The sequence below is a fragment of the Mycobacterium sp. NGS56 genome (assembly GCF_059812425.1).
This window is the reverse complement of the sequence record NZ_JCALCQ010000010.1, coordinates 57,808-70,803: the sequence shown is the minus strand read 5'-3', so window position 1 is coordinate 70,803 and position 12,996 is coordinate 57,808. Positions and strand designations below refer to the sequence as shown.

Genomic DNA, 12,996 nt, shown 5'->3' with positions numbered 1-12,996 from the left:
TAGCGGTCGCTATAAGCTAAGGCCGCGCGCCGAACCGTCTCAATTAGGGATTTCCCTACACTTTTCGCCTAACGGGTTCGGCGCAACCCGCTATCGGCCGTCGAGGACGGCGATCGGGCAACGGGTGGCCGAATGCCGTGCTAGCGGGGCAGGCCAAGAAGGCGCTCGGCGGCGACGGTCAGCAGGATCTGCTCAGTGCCACCCGCGATGGTCAGGCAGCGGGTGTTAAGGAAATCGAACACGGCCTGGTTGTGCACCAAGCCGCCGCCCTCGGACACGTCCATCGTGTACTCGGCCAGCGCCTGGCGGTAGCGGACACCGATGAGCTTGCGCACACTGGACTGCGCCCCCGGGTCTTGTCCGCCGACGGCCAGCTGAGCGATCCGCTGATCCAGCAACGCGCCGGTCTGCGCGGCGACGATCAACCGTCCCAGCCGATCTTGCTCCGCCGCGTCGAGGTCCCGCTCGGTCAGCAGCTCGAGCAGCTCCTCCATCGGGTTGCCGAGCGCGGTTCCATTCGCCATTGCGACCCGCTCGTTGGCCAGCGTGGTGCGGGCCAGCCGCCAGCCGTCGTTCACCTGGCCGACGACCAGTTCGTCGGGAACGAACACGTTGTCCAGGAACACCTCGTTGAACAACGAGTCGCCGGTGATTTCGCGCAGCGGGCGGATCTCGATTCCCGGCGAGCCCATGTCCACCAGGAAGTAGGTAATGCCTTTGTGTTTCGGCGCATCCGGATCTGTGCGCGCCAGGCACACTCCCCACTTCGCCTTCTGCGCCGCCGACGTCCACACCTTCTGTCCCGTCAGGTGCCAGCCGCCGTCGGTCCGGACCGCCTTGGTGCGCAGCGACGCCAGGTCCGAGCCGGCCCCGGGCTCGGAAAACAGCTGACACCAGAGGAATTCGCCGCGCATGGTGCCAGGCACGAAACGCTCGACCTGTTCCGGCGTGCCGTGCTCGAGGATCGTGGGTGCGGCCCACCACCCGATCACCAGGTCGGGGCGTACCACGCCGGCCGCCGCCAGCTCCTGATCGATCAACAACTGCTCGGCCGGTCCCGCGCCGCGCCCGTAGGGCGCCGGCCAGTGCGGCGCCTGCAGGCCCGCGTCGGCCAGCGCCGCCTGCCGCTTCTCCTCGGGCAGGCCGCCGATCTGGGCGGCGGCGGCGGCGATGTTCGGGCGTTGGTCCTCGACCTCGCTCAGGTCGATACCCAGCCGGCGGCGCACGCCCGCTTGGGTCAGCGCGGTGATGCGGCGCAGCCAGGGCTCGGCCCCGCCCAGGAAGCGCGCGATGGCGTGCGCGCGACGCAGGTAGAGATGGGCATCGTGCTCCCAGGTGCAGCCGATGCCGCCAAGCACCTGGATGCAATCCTTGACATTCGCCTTCACCGAAGCGATGCCGGTGCTCGCGGCCAGGGCCGCGGCGATGGCGAACTGGGATTCGTCGCCCTCCGCGGCGGCGCGTGCGGCATCGGCGGCGGCCACCTCGGCCTGCTCGGCGCGGCACAGCATCTCGGCGCACATGTGCTTGATGGCCTGGAAGCTGCCGATCGGCTTGCCGAACTGCTCGCGGACCTTGGCGTAGTCGACGGCGGTCTCCAGTGACCACCGGGTGATGCCGGCCGCCTCGAACGCCAGCACCGTGGCGGCCAGCCGCTCGACGCGTTCGCCGGTGTCCGATACCACGGTGGCCGGAGCCGAGTTCAGCGCCACCCGGGCCAACGGCCGGGAAAAGTCGCTCGCTCGCAGGGGCTCGATCTGTACCCCCGGGCCGCCGGTGTCGATCAGCAGCCACTTCTCGCCGGCCGGCGCCAACAGCACGGCGCCGTCGGCCACACCCAAAGCGAACGCCACGGTGCCCGAAGCTTTGGACGTCGCCTGGTCGAACTCGATGTCACCTTCCAGCGCCAGGCCGGCGAAGCGTTCACCGGAGGCCAGGGCACCCAACAACTCGGGATCGCAGACAACCAACGTGGCCAGCGCCGTCGTCGCGACCGGCCCGGGGATCAGCGCTTTCGCCGCTTCCTCGACCATCGCGCACAGGTCTTCGATGCTGCCGTCCGCCCCGCCGAACTCCTCCGGGATCGCGACGCCGAAGATCCCCAGTTCCGCCAGCCGGGCGAACACCGGCCGCCACGCGTCGGACTTGCCCTGCTCCACGTCGCGGATCGCCGCGGTTCCGCCGGGCCCGGCCGTCGAATTGCGGGCCCAGTCGCGCACCAGGGCTCGCGCGGCAAACTGCTCGTCGGTGACGGTCGCTACCACCTGAGAGGACCTCCGCGTCCATGAGTCTCGACGTGACAAGGGTTGGACCCCTGTCCTGATTGTGCGATCTGCCCGCCAAGCGGGTACCTCCCCATCACGTGTTGGCACGCAACCCGCTCTTCGGAGACTAGAACGTGTTCTAATAGTGCCAGTGATCGACCGTCAAGTCGAACGCCATCACAGCAGCACAGCGCTTGTCCGCGGCGGTATGGAGGTGGGAAATTCACACGCAGAATGCGTATCGTTTGCAAGCGAACCGCCAGGAACAGGAGCAAACCGTCACATGCCAGCCAACGCAAATCCGAGCCGCGTTTCTGACTCGCAGCCGCGCGAGGTCATGAACGTGGCGGTATTGGCGGAGTCCGAACTGGGGTCGGAGGCACAGCGGGAACGCCGCAAGCGCATCCTCGATGCCACCATGGCCATCGCTTCCAAGGGGGGCTACGAGGCGGTTCAAATGCGGGCGGTGGCCGATCGCGCCGATGTCGCCGTGGGGACGCTGTATCGGTATTTCCCGTCGAAGGTGCACCTGTTGGTGTCGGCGCTGGGCCGCGAGTTCAGTCGCATCGACGCCAAGACGGACCGCTCTGCCATGACGGGCGGCACACCGTTTCAGCGACTCAACTTCATGGTGGGCAAGCTGAACCGGGCGATGCAGCGCAATCCCCTGCTGACGGAGGCGATGACGCGCGCCTACGTGTTCGCCGACGCGTCCGCGGCCAGTGAGGTCGACCAGGTCGAAAAGCTCATCGATTCGATGTTCGCGCGCGCGATGGCCGACGGCGAGCCGACCGAGGACCAGTACCACATCGCCCGGGTGATCTCGGACGTGTGGCTGTCGAACCTGTTGGCGTGGCTCACCCGCCGGGCCTCGGCCACCGACGTCAGCAAGCGGCTGGACCTGGCCGTGCGGTTGCTGATCGGCGACCAAGACTCCAAGTAGTCCGGCTCACGCCGGCGCACCGGCGGTGCGCCCGCGGATCAGCTCGGTGTCCAAGAGTTCGACGGCCGGCAGACCCGATCGCGGCGGTTTCAACAACAGCTCCGCCGCCCGGCAGCCCTTCTGCAGGCTGGGTTGCGACACCGTGGTCAGGCCCCGGCTGATGGCGTCGGGTACGCCGTCGAAACCGGTGACGGTCATCTGCCCGGGCACGTAGATGCCATGCGCCCGCAGATAATCCATCGCGGACAAGGCCAGGATGTCGGCGGTGCACATCAGCGCGGTGATCCGCGGGTTGGTTTCCAGGGCCGCCTTGGCGGCCGCGCCGCCCGATTCGGGCAGGTGCTCGTAGCTTTCCACCACGGTCAAAGAATCCGGGTCGATGCGGGCGGCCGTCATCGCCTCCCACACGCCGATGATGCGCTCGCGTTGCACGTCGAAGGCGGGCGAACGCAAGCGGTCGGGGTCCACCAGGCCCTGGCGTCGGTCCCGGCCCAGTCGCATGGTCAGCAGCCCGATCTCGCGATGTCCGAGGCCCAGAACGTAGTCGGCAAGCTCGCGCATCGCGGCGCGGTCGTCGATGCCCACCCGCGAAGCGCCTGCCAACCCCTTGGGTTGGTCGACCACCACCACCGGCAGTCGCCGTTGCAGCACCACCTGCAGGTAGGGGTCTTCGTCGCACACCGAATACACCACGAAGCCGTCCACGCCGGCCGAAAGCACAGCCGCGGTCCCGTCTTTGAGGCTGCGGCTGGGCCCGACGGCCACCAGCAGCAGCCCCTGCCCCAGCGCTTCGCAGGACTGCGCCACCCCGGTGACGAAGTCCCGCGCGGCGGGGTCACTGAAGAAGTAGGTCAGCGGCTCGGCCATCACTAGAGCGACGGCGCCGGCCTTGCGGGTCCGCAACGACCGTGCAACCGGGTCGGGGCCGGCGTAGCCCAGCCGCTTGGCCGTCGCGAGCACCCGCTCACGCAGGTCCCCGGAGAGCTGATCGGGCCGGTTGAAGGCGTTCGAAATCGTCGTGCGCGAAACGTTGAGCTCTTCGGCCAGCGACGCCAGAGTCGCGCGCCGGCGCGGTGGGGGGCTCACGTTCGGTGAGGTTACAGCGGACCGGCGGCCCCGGGTATGCGCTTCAGCTTGCGGCTTTGTAATGGAAACGGTTTTCATTAGTATGGTGGATCGGCTGACTGGCCGGCGGGAGGAATTCGGACGCGCATGGCACTGACGCGGCAGCGAACGGCTACGGCCGGGACCGCCGATGCGACACGATGGCTGGCGGCCGCCCTGGTTCTGACCGGCGCGCTGCTTTCCGGCTGCGGCGCTACGGCGCACTCCCGCGCGATGTCCGTCGTCGCCTCCACCGACGTGTGGGGCAGCGTGGCGCGTGCCGTCACCGGCCGCCATGCCGCCGTCAAATCCATTCTCAGCGGGGCGGACATCGACCCGCATTCCTACGAGGTCAGCCCGGCCGACGTCGCCGCGATCGCCGACGCCCCACTGGTGGTCTACAACGGCGGCGGTTATGACGGCTGGGTCGACGACGTGCTGGCCCATCACCGCGACGCCGAGCCGGTGATCGCCTACTCCTTTGAGACCAATGGCCAACCCCGCAACGAGCACGTCTTCTACGACCTGACCGTCGCCAAATCGGTTGCCGCCACTATCGCCGACCGCCTCGCGACGATCGACCCGGGCAACGCCGCCGACTATCGGGCCAACGCCGCCATGTTCGGCCGTGGTGCCGACTCCATCGCCGGCGCCGAACACGCAATCGCGGCCAGGTACCCCAACGCCTCGGTGGTCGCGACCGAACCGGTCGCGTTCTACCTGCTGAAGGCGGCGGGCTTGATCAACCGTGCCCCGCCCGCGTTCGAGGCGGCCATCGAGAACGAGACCGATCCCGCGCCCGCGGATATGGCCATGGTTCTTGACCTGATCAGCCGGCGTCAGGTGTCGGCGGTGCTGGTAAATCCGCAGACCGCCACGACCGCGATCAACGGCCTGCGTGACGCCGCCCGGCGCGCCGGTGTGCCGGTCGCCGACGTACCCGAAACTTTGGCCCAGGGCACGGATTACCTGGCCTGGCAACGCAATACGGTCACCCAGTTACAGTCCGCGCTGCAATCGGGACGGCCCGTACGGTCATGACCCTCGAACCCGTCCCGGCCCTCGAGACCGTGTCGCTGCGCGACGCGCGACTGTCGTTCGGCGACCGCGTGCTGTGGGATCACCTGGATCTGTCGGTGGCGCGCGGCGAGTTCATCGCGGTGCTCGGACCGAACGGTAGCGGCAAGACGTCGCTGCTCAAGGTGCTGCTCGGGCAGCTGAGACTGAGCGCCGGGGCCGGGCTGGTGGACGGCAAGCCGATCACCTCGGGCAGCGGGCGCATCGGCTATGTGCCCCAACACCATCCGATGGACGCCGACGTGATGCTGCGCGGGCGCGACCTGGTTCGACTGGGCATCGACGGGCCTCGCTGGGGTGCCTTCCCGCTGCGGTCCGCCGAACGGGCACGCCGCCGCGCGGCCGTCCGGAAGGCGCTGCGCCAGGTCAACGGCGAACACCTGGCCGACGTCCGGGTCGGAATGATGTCTGGCGGGGAGTTGCAGCGGGTGCGCATCGCCCAGGCGTTGGTCGGCGACCCACTGCTGTTGCTGTGCGACGAGCCGCTGCTGACGCTGGACCCCGCCAATGCCAAGCTGGTGTCGGCGCTGATCGAACGGCACCGACAGGACACCGCGACCACGGTCATCGTCGTCACCCACGAGATCAACCCGATCCTGCCGTACGTGGACCGTCTGCTGTATCTGGTCGACGGCCGGTTCGAGATCGGCACCGTCGAGCAGGTGATGACCAGCCAGACACTCTCGGCGCTGTATCAATCGGACATCCAAGTGGTGAAGGTCAAGGACGGCTACGTGGTTGCCGGCGCCCGCGACGACGGGCATTGCTGATGGAGCATCGGCTCGAGGGCTTGCTGGGCAATCTGCTCACCTTCGACATCACCGCCCACCTACTCGGCCATGACTTCGTGCAGCGGGCGCTGGTGGCGGCCGCCCTGCTGGGGCTGGTGGCCGGGTTGATCGGGCCGTTCATCGTCATGCGGCAGATGTCGTTCGCCGTGCACGGTTCGAGCGAATTGTCGCTGACCGGCGCCGCTTTCGCGCTGTTGGTCGGCTTCGGCGTGGGGGTGGGCGCGCTCGTCGGTAGCGCCCTTGCCGCGGCGCTGTTCGGCGTGCTGGGGCGCCGCGACCGGGAGCGCGATGCGGTGATCGGCGTGGTCCTGGCGTTCGGGTTGGGCCTGGCGGTGTTGTTCATTCATCTCTACCCGGGCCGCACCTCCACCAGCTTCGCCCTGCTGACCGGCCAGATCGTCGGGGTCGGCTACACCGGCCTGACCATGCTGGCGCTGGTCTGCCTGCTCGTCATCGCCGTGCTGGCGACGTGTTACCGCCCGCTGCTGTTCGCCACCGTCGATCCCGACGTCGCCGCGGCGCGCGGTGTGCCCGTCTATCCGCTGGGCATCGTGTTCGCCGCCCTGGTCGGCGTGGTGGCGGCCCAGGCGGTGCAGATCGTCGGGGCGCTGCTGGTGATGTCGTTGTTGATCACTCCGGCGGCCGCGGCGGCCCGGGTGGTCGCCTCGCCCGCGGCGGCGATGGTGACCTCTGTGGTGTTTGCCGAGGTGTCCGCCGTGGGCGGGCTGGTGCTGTCGCTGGCGCCCGGCGTGCCGGTGTCGGTCTTCGTCGCCGGCATCTCGTTTCTGATCTATCTGGTCTGCTGGTCGATCGGACGCCGACGAGAGGCTGCGGCCTAAGCCGGACAAGCCCGAAATCGCGTGGACGGTGGGCGATACCCACAAGGTCGGCGGCACTTTGAGCACGTCCGAAGTACAGGAAGCCAGCAACGGCTGGGCATGCCAGCGGGCACTGACGGTGCGCAACAACGTCGTCGTCGACGTCGCCACGTGCGGCTCTTGCCCGGCGGCGCTGCGGTCGACCTCACCGACCAGATCGCCGCCAAGGTCGCCCGGCAGTAGCCGGACGCCCGCACCCCGTCCTGGCCTAGGTCGCCGCACGGGCGCCCCCATAAGCTGGGCGGGTGGCCGTGATCGACCTCAACGCCGACTTGGGCGAAAGCTTCGGCGTCTGGCGCCTGGGTGACGACGATGCCATGCTCGGCATCGTCACGAGCGCCAACGTCGCGTGCGGTTTTCATGCCGGCGACCCTGCGGGCCTGCTGCAGGTCTGCCGGTCGGCTGCCCGGCGTGGGGTCCGGATCGGAGCGCAGGTGAGCTACCGCGATCTGGCCGGGTTCGGCAGGCGCTTCATTGACGTCGCCGCCGGGGAACTCATGGCCGAAGTGGTGTATCAGATCGGCGCGCTTCAGGCGATAGCCCACGCGGCCGGTACCGCCGTGTCCTACGTCAAACCGCATGGCGCGCTGTACAACGCGATCGTCACCCACACCGAACAGGCGGCCGCCGTGGCCGAGGCGGTGCGCCTGGTGGATGCCGGGCTTCCGGTGCTGGGCATGGCGGGCTCGGCATTTTTCGAAGAAGCCAGCCGCCGCGAATTACGCACCGTCGCAGAGGCTTTCGCCGACCGCGCGTACCGGCCGGACGGCCGGCTGGTGTCCCGTCGTGAGCAGGGCGCGGTCCTGCACGACCCCGCGGCGATCGCCGCCCGGGTGACAACCCTGGTCACCTCGGGACAGGTCGCCGCGATCGACGGGACCCGGCTCACTTTGAAAGCGGAATCACTTTGTGTGCATGGCGATTCGCCGGGAGCGGTACAGATCGCCACCGCCGTTCGCGACAGCCTCGTGGCAGCCGGCGTCGAGATCGCGGCCTTCTGCTGATGCGGCTCAAACTCGGTCGCCCCGATATCGCCCGATTCGCGGACCGGTTCGACGCGCCCGCCGCCGAGCCCGGCGCGCTCTCGGTGACCTGGATGGGTGTGGCCACCCTGCTGATCGATGACGGCTCGTCGGCATTGATGACCGACGGCTACTTCTCCCGGCCGAGCCTGGCCAAAGTCGCGGCCGGCAAGGTGGCGCCCTCGCCCGCACGTGTCGACGGATGCCTTGCGCGGGCGAAGGTCTCGCGGCTCGCGGCGGTCATACCGGTGCACACCCACGTCGATCACGTTCTGGACTCCGCGCTGGTCGCCGACCGCACCGGCGCGCAGCTGGTCGGCGGGCAGTCGGCGGCCAATGTCGGGCGCGGGTACGGGTTGGCCGAGAACCGGATCGTCGTCGCGGTCAACGGCGAGCCGATTCGGTTGGGCGCCTACGACGTCACCCTGATCGAATCGCACCACTGCCCGCCCGACAGGTTTCCCGGCGTCATCGACGAACCGGTGACCCCGCCGGTAAAGGCGTCGGCGTATCGCTGCGGGGAGTCCTGGTCGACGCTGGTGTGCCACCGTCCGACGGGCCACCGACTGCTGATCCAGGGCAGTGCCGGCTTCGTCAAGGGCGCCCTGACCGGCCAGCACACCGACGCTGTCTACCTGTCGGTCGGGCAGCTAGGGCTGCAGCCGCGGCCGTACCTGGTCGACTACTGGAACGAGACCGTGCGCGCTGTGGGGGCTCGCCGGGTGATCCTCATTCACTGGGACGACTTCTTCCGCCCGTTGACAAAACCGTTGCGCACCTTGCCCTATGCCGGTGACGACTTGGATGTATCCATCGGCATCCTCGACGAGCTTGCCGCCCGCGACAGTGTCGCCGTTCACCTGCCCACGGTGTGGCGGCGCGAAAACCCTTGGAAGTGAAGCGGTTCACACGTTGGCCCTGACGCTCGCGCTGTTGCTGCTTGCTGTTGTCCTGGCGTTCGCCGTGGCGCGCCCCCGCGGCTGGCCCGAGGCGCTGGCGGCGGTCCCGGCGGCCCTGATCCTGATCGCGACCGGCGCGATCTCGATCAACCAGGCGTCGAAACAGATCGCCGAGCTGTCCGGCGTTGTGGCATTCCTGGGCGCGGTGCTGGTGCTGGCCAAGCTGTGCGACGACGAGGGCTTGTTCGAAGCTGCCGGCGCGGTGATCACGCGGGGGCGAGTCGGGTCGGGCGCCCTGCTGCGGCGGGTGTTCGTCATCGCCTCGGTGATCACCGCGGTGCTGAGCCTGGACGCGGCCGTGGTGTTGCTGACCCCGGTGGTACTGGCGGCCGCTCGGCGAGAACGCGCCCGGGTGCGACCGTACGCCTACGCCACCGCGCATCTGGCCAACGGCGCCTCGCTGCTGCTGCCGGTGTCGAACCTGACCAACCTGCTGGCCTTTCACACGGCCCACATCTCGTTCACCCGGTTCACGCTGGCGATGGCGGCGCCGTGGGTGGGCGCGGTGGCTGTCCTCTACCTGATCTTCCGGTGGTTTTTCGCCGAGGACCTGCGGGTGCAGCCGGACCCGGAGCGGGCGGGTGCTCCGCCACGCCCACCGGTGTTCGTGTTGGCGGTCGTGGCGCTGACGCTCGCCGGGTTCGGGGTCGCCCAGTCCGTGGGGGTCGCCCCGGCCTGGGTGGCGTTCTGTGGCGCGGCGGTGCTCGCCGTGCGTAGCCTGCGGCACCGGCACACCTCCGTCCGCGACATCGTGCGCTCGGCGAATGTGTCGTTCCTGGTGTTCGTGCCGGCGCTGGGTGTCGTGGTGCGTGCGGTCATGATCAACGGGATGGAGCGGGCGATGTCGGCGGTGCTGCCGTCGGGCTCGGGCCTGCCCGCTTTGCTCGCCATCGCCGTGACAGCCGCCGTGCTGGCCAACATCATCAACAACCTGCCCGCGACACTGGTGCTGCTGCCGTTGGTTGCGCCGAGCGGGCCGGTGGCGGTCTTGGCGGTGCTGGTCGGAGTGAACATCGGCCCTAACCTGACCTACGTCGGTTCGCTGTCGAACCTGTTGTGGCGGCGGGTGTTGCGGCAGCATGCCGTCGAAGCCGGCGTCGGGGAATACACCCGCCTCGGCGTGTGCACCGTGCCCGCCTCGCTGGTGGTTGCGGTGCTCGCGTTGTGGGCGTCGGCGTGGCTGTTAGGTCTCTAGGGCGCAGGCGGGCCGCAGGGGCCCGAACGGATGATCGACGCCAACTCCTCGCGCGACTGCGCCCCCACCCGCTGGCAGGCCCGGTACACGTGGCCCTCCACGGTGCGTACTGACATCACCAGCTTCTCGGCGATCTCGCGGTTGGACAGGCCGGCCACCACGAGTTCGACGACATCGCGCTGCCTGCCGGACAACTTCAGGCCCGTCGGGGTGTGCAGCGCGGGCGTGTGCAAGCCACCGCAATCGTCGGCCAATTCCCGAGCCAATGCCGCGGCGTACAACCCGCGGCGCCGGTGTTGACGTTCCTGGAACACCACCGACGCCTGCGCCGCCGCATCGGCGGCCGCGACCCGATCACCGATCCCCCGATAGGCCGCCGAGGCCGCCAGCAGGCCCTCACCGTCCCCGGCCGATAACGCTTCCGCGTGCGATGCGACGGCAGCGGAAAGTGGCAACGCCAACGCGTCGGCCAGCTCCCGCGCCCGCACCGCCTGTGAGCCGTCACCCCACTGCGCCGCCGCCTGGATGCAGGCCAGTTCATGCGTGGGCTGGCCGCGATCGCGGGCAAGCCGCGCCGCCCCCGTCACGCATGCCACGGCCTCGACCAACCGCCCGCTGGCCGCCATCGCCCACCCGTCGGCCAATGACAGGCCGGTGTGCATGAACAGAAAGTCGGCCGGCACGCACGAGCGCGCCGCGGCGACCGCCTCATTCGCATCGCCGGCCTGCCCGAGCTTGGCGTGCGCCTCGGCCAAGGCGAAGTAGCTCGCCGGGCGCAAACCCGTCGTCACGTAGTGAATCTGCACCCCGGCCACCGCCTCGTGCACCAGGCGGGCCGCCTCGGCGACGGAGCCGCGAGCCAGCTCGGCGTTGCCCGTCAGTAGGGCGAGGTTCGCATACGCCAGGCCCGGAATGTCACGGGACGAATCGGCCAGTTGCCGCGCCGTGCTGACAAATTCGTCGATCCGACCGGTCAACCGGCAGGCACGCCCATAGACGGCGCCGAACCAGAACCGCATATGGGATGCCTGAAACGAGGTCATCGCCCGCCGCAGCGTCTGCTCGGCCAAGTCGGCGAGCTCATCGACCTGACCCAGCGCGCCCATGGCCATGATCAGCGCCAGCGACGCCATCATCGCGTGGAAACCGGGCAGTTCGGGAAAAGCCAGGGCCGCCCGGGCATTCGCGGCCGCGGCCGCACAGCGCGCCGCCACCGCATCAAGGCACGCCTGAACCGCCAACCGCTGCGCTCGCTGGGCCGGGGTCTCGTCGAGCGCCGCTAGGCCGTCGAGGATCTCGGCCGCGGCTTTGGGGTTGAAGAGATGCCAGATCAGGTTGGCCGCCCGCACCGTCGCCCAATGCCGGCCGTCGGGCAGGTCAGCGTCGGCCATCTCGCGCAGCGCCGCCTCGGCCTGCTCCCCCCGCCCAAGTAGCGCCAGGTTCATGGCCCGCACTCCGGCCGCCCCGGGCGCACCGGCCTGAGCGGCGGCGGTGGCGAACCGGTCGGCCAGATCGAGATCCAACAGGGTCATCGCATGCTGTGCCGCTTCCAGGTACAGCGCGGGGTCGGGATCGAGGTCGGACTCGAGACGCAGCAATGCGCGCCGCACGGTGGCCTGCACGTCGGCGTCGGGGTCCTTGCCCAGCCGCGTCGCCAACCTGCCCCGGATTTCCGACAGGTACAGTTCGCCGGCGCCCGCGCGGCGCAGCTCGCCGAACAGCGGATGGGCGAGCCTTGCGGTCAACCCGGCGCCGGTACGTTCGATGTTCACCAACCCCATCCGCTCGGCGGCCGCCACGTCGCTGCGCCGGGCCAAATCGCACAGCACCTCCACGGCCAGCGGCTCGCACTGCGACAACGTGTCGATCACCATCGCCATCTCCGGGCTGAGCCGACCCATCTGGCGGCCTACCGTGTCGGACAGGCTCGCCGAGACCGCAACGTCGCCGTCCCACATCCATACCCCGGCCGTTTTGCGCATCCGGCCTGCGGCCACCTGGTCGGCCACCAGCTGCCGCAGGAATAGCGCGTTACCCCCGGTCAACTTCTGGAACCGGGTCGCGCTGCGCGCATCGACCGGACCGTCCAGCTTGCTTTCGATGACTTCGCGCGTCTGAATGGCCGAAAAGGGTTTGAGGTCAAGCCTTTCCAACAGCCCGTCTTTCCACAGCGCCGTCACCGCGTCGGGCTCGTCGCTGCCGCTGCGGACGGTGACCACCAGCCGGACCCCACCGGACTGCGCCAGCTGGTGCACGACGAGCGCGGACAATCCGTCCAGCAGGTGCGCATCATCGATCCCCACCACCACGCGACGCTGACGCTGCTGGGCGACAAATGAATTGATCACTCGTCGCACATCGGTCAGCGGATCCGGTTGCGCCTCGTTCATCGCCTCCGTCATCACGCCGATGAACGCCCCGAGGGGCAGCGCCTGCGCCGAGTCGGTGCCGACGATCCACCTGGTCCGCTCGCCGGCCGCCTCGGCGCGCCGCAGCGCTTCGTGGGCGAGCCAGGTCTTGCCCACTCCGGCGGCTCCGGCGATCACCACGCCCCTATGGTTGCCGCCCGGACTCAGGGCGCGGCGAATAATCCCCCATTCGCTCTCACGCCCGGTCAGCGGCTCGGCGCCGATCACTCGGCGACTATAACGGCGCGCGAGCGTCGAACGCGAGGCTTTGCCGTGTTTCGGCGGCCTCATGTGTAGCCGCCCCGTAGCAATTACGTAGTCCACTACGCTGTCGAACCCGTTTTCGGACCGTGAG

Annotated in this window: 11 protein-coding genes and 1 pseudogene; 9 read left to right on the top strand and 3 right to left on the bottom strand. The window is 69.2% G+C overall.

Annotated elements, in window-relative coordinates:
- Positions 1-140: 140 nt before the first annotated feature.
- The gene (locus AC5Y4F_RS20595; RefSeq protein WP_067934106.1) at positions 141-2,264 is read right to left on the bottom strand and encodes an acyl-CoA dehydrogenase family protein; all 2,124 of its coding nucleotides are present in this window, start codon (positions 2,262-2,264) and stop codon (positions 141-143) included.
- A gap of 343 nt (positions 2,265-2,607) precedes the next feature.
- Here AC5Y4F_RS20595 and kstR point away from each other — a divergent pair, with 343 nt between their 5' ends.
- Entirely contained in the window at positions 2,608-3,207 is a 600-nt protein-coding gene (gene kstR, locus AC5Y4F_RS20590) for a cholesterol catabolism transcriptional regulator KstR (RefSeq protein ID WP_066867395.1), read from the top strand.
- Positions 3,208-3,213: 6 nt separating this feature from the next.
- Here the strand turns inward: kstR and AC5Y4F_RS20585 are convergent, their stop codons facing one another.
- Positions 3,214-4,293, bottom strand: a complete 1,080-nt coding sequence (locus AC5Y4F_RS20585; RefSeq protein ID WP_499998195.1) for an Rv3575c family transcriptional regulator — start codon at positions 4,291-4,293, stop codon at positions 3,214-3,216.
- A 126-nt stretch (positions 4,294-4,419) separates the two neighbouring features.
- Between AC5Y4F_RS20585 and AC5Y4F_RS20580 the strand changes: the two genes are divergently transcribed.
- From AC5Y4F_RS20580 to AC5Y4F_RS20545, 8 genes and pseudogenes are all read left to right on the top strand, one after another.
- A complete protein-coding gene (locus AC5Y4F_RS20580; RefSeq protein ID WP_499998192.1) occupies positions 4,420-5,352 on the top strand; it encodes a metal ABC transporter solute-binding protein, Zn/Mn family in 933 nt (310 codons plus the stop codon).
- Positions 5,349-6,158: a metal ABC transporter ATP-binding protein gene (locus tag AC5Y4F_RS20575; RefSeq protein WP_499998190.1), complete on the top strand. Its 810-nt coding sequence runs from the start codon at positions 5,349-5,351 to the stop codon at positions 6,156-6,158. The genes AC5Y4F_RS20580 and AC5Y4F_RS20575 overlap by 4 nt, the downstream gene beginning before the upstream one ends.
- On the top strand, positions 6,158-7,018 hold the full coding sequence (locus AC5Y4F_RS20570; protein WP_499998189.1) for a metal ABC transporter permease: 861 nt from the start codon (positions 6,158-6,160) through the stop codon (positions 7,016-7,018). The genes AC5Y4F_RS20575 and AC5Y4F_RS20570 overlap by 1 nt, the downstream gene beginning before the upstream one ends.
- A gap of 28 nt (positions 7,019-7,046) precedes the next feature.
- Positions 7,047-7,118 (top strand): annotated as a pseudogene (locus AC5Y4F_RS20565) (hypothetical protein); the annotation flags it as partial.
- Positions 7,118-7,240, top strand: a complete 123-nt coding sequence (locus tag AC5Y4F_RS20560) for a hypothetical protein (RefSeq protein ID WP_499998353.1) — start codon at positions 7,118-7,120, stop codon at positions 7,238-7,240. The pseudogene AC5Y4F_RS20565 and the gene AC5Y4F_RS20560, both read left to right, overlap by 1 nt.
- A 62-nt stretch (positions 7,241-7,302) precedes the next feature.
- Positions 7,303-8,061, top strand: coding sequence for a LamB/YcsF family protein (locus AC5Y4F_RS20555; RefSeq protein ID WP_499998188.1), 759 nt, complete (start codon positions 7,303-7,305; stop codon positions 8,059-8,061).
- Positions 8,061-8,978, top strand: coding sequence for an MBL fold metallo-hydrolase (locus AC5Y4F_RS20550; RefSeq protein ID WP_499998186.1), 918 nt, complete (start codon positions 8,061-8,063; stop codon positions 8,976-8,978). Before AC5Y4F_RS20555 ends, AC5Y4F_RS20550 begins: the two co-directional genes overlap by 1 nt.
- A 13-nt stretch (positions 8,979-8,991) precedes the next feature.
- Positions 8,992-10,233, top strand: a complete 1,242-nt coding sequence (locus AC5Y4F_RS20545; RefSeq protein WP_499998184.1) for an SLC13 family permease — start codon at positions 8,992-8,994, stop codon at positions 10,231-10,233.
- Here AC5Y4F_RS20545 and AC5Y4F_RS20540 read toward each other — a convergent pair.
- Complete coding sequence (locus tag AC5Y4F_RS20540; RefSeq protein ID WP_499998182.1) at positions 10,230-12,869, bottom strand: LuxR C-terminal-related transcriptional regulator; 2,640 nt, start codon at positions 12,867-12,869, stop codon at positions 10,230-10,232. The two genes, AC5Y4F_RS20545 and AC5Y4F_RS20540, sit on opposite strands and share 4 nt — an antisense overlap.
- Positions 12,870-12,996: the final 127 nt, after the last annotated feature.

Bases quoted from the DNA above. Each gene is read 5' to 3' on its own strand.
- AC5Y4F_RS20580 (WP_499998192.1), top strand. From the start codon at position 4,420: ATGGCACTGACGCGGCAGCGAACGGCTACGGCCGGGACCGCCGATGCG.
- AC5Y4F_RS20575 (WP_499998190.1), top strand. From the start codon at position 5,349: ATGACCCTCGAACCCGTCCCGGCCCTCGAGACCGTGTCGCTGCGCGAC.
- AC5Y4F_RS20570 (WP_499998189.1), top strand. From the start codon at position 6,158: ATGGAGCATCGGCTCGAGGGCTTGCTGGGCAATCTGCTCACCTTCGAC.
- AC5Y4F_RS20560 (WP_499998353.1), top strand. From the start codon at position 7,118: ATGCCAGCGGGCACTGACGGTGCGCAACAACGTCGTCGTCGACGTCGC.
- AC5Y4F_RS20550 (WP_499998186.1), top strand. From the start codon at position 8,061: ATGCGGCTCAAACTCGGTCGCCCCGATATCGCCCGATTCGCGGACCGG.